At 37.3% G+C, this 3,010-nt stretch carries 1 protein-coding gene; it reads right to left on the bottom strand.

Translation table 11 applies throughout. The features are described from left to right. Nucleotides 1–3,010, bottom strand: a 3,010-nt coding sequence (locus tag ACKI2P_RS00340) for a C1 family peptidase (RefSeq protein WP_407374149.1), incomplete at both ends; no start/stop codon positions are given.

Raw genomic sequence — 3,010 nt, 5'->3', positions numbered from 1 at the left:
CTTGGCAGTCTTTTTAACAGTGACTTTACTTGCAGTCAATACCTGTTTTACTGTAACTGTATTCTTATAGCTTTTGCCATTGAATATAGTTGTCATTGTGTACTTTTTAGGAACATCAGTTATCTTGATTTTTGCAATTCCATTTTCATCCGTTTTAACAGTTGAAGTTTTGCCGTTAATTACAAATATAACTGACTCTCCACTTAGTGCCACTTTACCATCACTGGAAACCACTTTTACAGTAAAATATGAACCTCCATCATAATCCACTTTAATGTTTTTGTTTTCTGTAATCATACATTCCTGTGAGTTCAATGTTACAGTGGCATTGTTTTGATATGTCTGATTGCCATAAACGGTTGTGATGAGGTAAGTGCCTGGAATCTCATTAATTTCCAATTTTGCAATACCATCATTGTCAGTTGTTGCATTGATTGTCTTTCCATTGACTGTAAACACAACAAATGCCCCTGCAATGGCATGACCATCCTCAGTTGCAACCCTCACGGTGAAGAAAGATTCATCGCCATAATTCACTGACATGTCTTTGTTGTCAATTATTCTGGAATCATCAGCCACAGTATAGACCTTCAGACAGGCAACTGCCTTCAATAAACTGTATAGATCATATGTACGATTTCCAGAGGTTATAAATGACAGATTTTCAGTGTAGTGAACCCTACACTCATTAGAAAGGGTGATTGGCACTGCATTTGATGTCATTTCTACATTGAATTTATCTCCCTTTTTAACAGGTATATATTCGTTTAATTTGATGGTATGGAAACCTGTAAATGGTGACAATCCTTCCTGTGTTAATTTCAACATCCCATTCACATATATTTTCACAGTATAATTTACATCACGGCTGTTGAAATATGTCCCAACACCTGCAATCAAATCATCATCTTCTGCCTCATAAAAATTGGAATATACAATAGTACCATTACCATTCGCAAACGTCAAATCCCATACATAATCATGCTCGTAATTTTTATTGTAAGGTACTGTATTGTCAAGTACTATTCCAACAGCCTGTTGCCATAATTCTGGAGGTACTGCAAATGATTCGTCATAATATGAAATGTAAAAGATGCCGTTGTCACCTTCTGCAGTCCCCCAACTGTTTTTAATTATCCATGCACCGTCACCAGGTGGAGTTTGAAGAAAATTGTCCTTTGAATAATTGTCATCCCATCCGATGAGTGTAACCACATGATTTGCATGATTCTTGTCAAATGTATACTGTGCGGAGGTATTGAGATTCAAATACCCTTCTGCATCAGTATGTGTTGCCCAATAACCTACTGCCAGTGCTCCATAGTTCAAGATTGCGGATTTGATTTTTGTAGCATTTGGAACCTCATCATTGAGAACAAATATTACATCCTGAACATGTATGACATCATTACCTGATGTAATATAAGGGGAAAGTTTTCCAACCTCATCATAAACATCATCTTCTTCAAAAGCAGGCCCATACCAGCCAACCAGATATGATGCAGCAATTTGTGATAATCCACCTTCATCAAGGAATGTGCAGCCGTAATCGAAATATCTCAACATGTTATGGAACAGATTGCCTTCAGATAAATCAAGTGCCACCCCATACTTCTTCAAAATTGCAGATTCCAATGCACCGACCAGTCCAAATGTCCAGCATGCACCTATCCTTCCCTGTTCCTTAACAGGTGTGGCCCATCCCCATTCTCTCAAATCGAATCTTGTTGGAATGCCTGTGACATTTATGCTATTGGTGGTCAATTCATATTTCAATGCAGGAGAATCGACACAGGCAGCATACTTACGTGTTTCATTTGTGATGATGCTTTCATTGTTAAAATCATTATTGTCCAAACTGCAGTTTCCAACATCATAATAGGTGAAAATTGCATTGGTATTGTTTGCAAATATTGAATTGACAATATTATAATGTGTATCGATGGCATATATTCCATTGCCTTTTCCAGCAGAGTTATTGAGGAATCTGGAATGACTTATCATCAAATTACTATTGTAATCGGAGTATACTGCACCCCCATAACCTTCATAATCATCAAAGACTTCAGCAACATTTGAATCGAAAGTGCAATTGTTGATTTCACACTTTGGTAGAAATGCTAGATAGGCCGCACCGCCGTCGTGAACCGCCCTGTTGTTTATGAAGGATGAATTGTTCAAAAGAAGGTTACCTTCCAGTTGAATATAAGCTCCACCAATCATTGAAGATGAATTTTCAAATAAAGTATCCTGAATGGTAACATTGTATGCATCATCAATGTAGTCCACATTGATTGCACCGGCATTTTTAAAGGATTTTGTGTTGAGGAATTCACATCCCTGAATATTGACATTTCCACTGGATTTCACGGCAATTGCCCCTGCAGTGATGTTGGCGGTCAAATTGACAAACCTTGAATTGATTACAGTTAAGTTCTTGAGGCTTTCAAGATATAATGCACATGCATAGACTGAAGAGAGGTTTACAAAATCAACATTGTACAGATTGATATCACAATTTTTAGTGTAAATCTGACCTCTCTTGTTTGGCAGGCTGGATGTAATGAATGAGTTGTAAAGATTCAACCTGGCATTTTCCAGATATATTGCTGAAGATGATTCAGCATAATTGTCAATGAATTTTGTATTGTTGCAGTTAACCGCACCACCGTAATTCGCTATTGCCCCGCCACAGTTTACTGTAACACTGGTGGGATGTCTCAGTGATCCTACAAGATCTATTGCACAGTTACTGATAAAAGTCACATTGTTCAATGTAATCTGTCCGGTTGAATATATCGCTCCACCTTTGGTGGAATTACCGTTGATGAAAACAAGATTGTTTATTGTCACATTGTTTCCTGTTATATTGAATATTCCGGATTGTCTGTTTCCATCGAGAATATGATTGTTCCCGTTTATTGTGAAATTGCTTTTCTCAATTATGACTGGACCATCATCACTTTGGTTGTTGAATCGGTAGTCATATTCTACTTCAAATGTATTTTCT

The sequence above is a fragment of the Methanobrevibacter sp. genome, from assembly GCF_045541095.1.
Taxonomy (GTDB): domain Archaea; phylum Methanobacteriota; class Methanobacteria; order Methanobacteriales; family Methanobacteriaceae; genus Methanocatella.
The sequence above is the reverse complement of the archived record's forward strand: the minus strand, read 5'-3'. Positions and strand labels throughout refer to the sequence as shown.